The 266-nt window shown below is 62.0% G+C and carries 1 pseudogene; it reads left to right on the plus strand.

Annotation, left to right across the window (positions count from 1 at the left end):
• Window positions 1-71: 71 nt before the first annotated feature.
• Window positions 72-266: pseudogene (locus tag SB753_RS37925) on the plus strand (4-hydroxyphenylacetate permease); the annotation flags it as partial.

Raw genomic sequence — 266 nt, forward strand, 5'->3', positions numbered from 1 at the left:
GAGGACAGGCAGCACATAGCCGCGCTCCATACTGCGACGCATCAGAAAGCGACAACATCGGAGACAACGGTATGGACACCTCCTCGCGAGCCGGCGCGCTGCATGCGACGCCTGCCACCACCGCGCCGCATGCGCACGAACAGCCGGTGATCGCCAAGGTATCGCGGCATCTGCTGGGGTTCCTGTTCGTGCTGTTTTTCTTCTCGTTTCTCGACCGCATCAACATCGGCTTCGCCGGCCTGACGATGATGAAGGACCTCGGGCTC

The organism is Paraburkholderia sp. SIMBA_053, from assembly GCF_046534895.1.
GTDB classification, from domain to species: Bacteria; Pseudomonadota; Gammaproteobacteria; order Burkholderiales; family Burkholderiaceae; genus Paraburkholderia; species Paraburkholderia caledonica.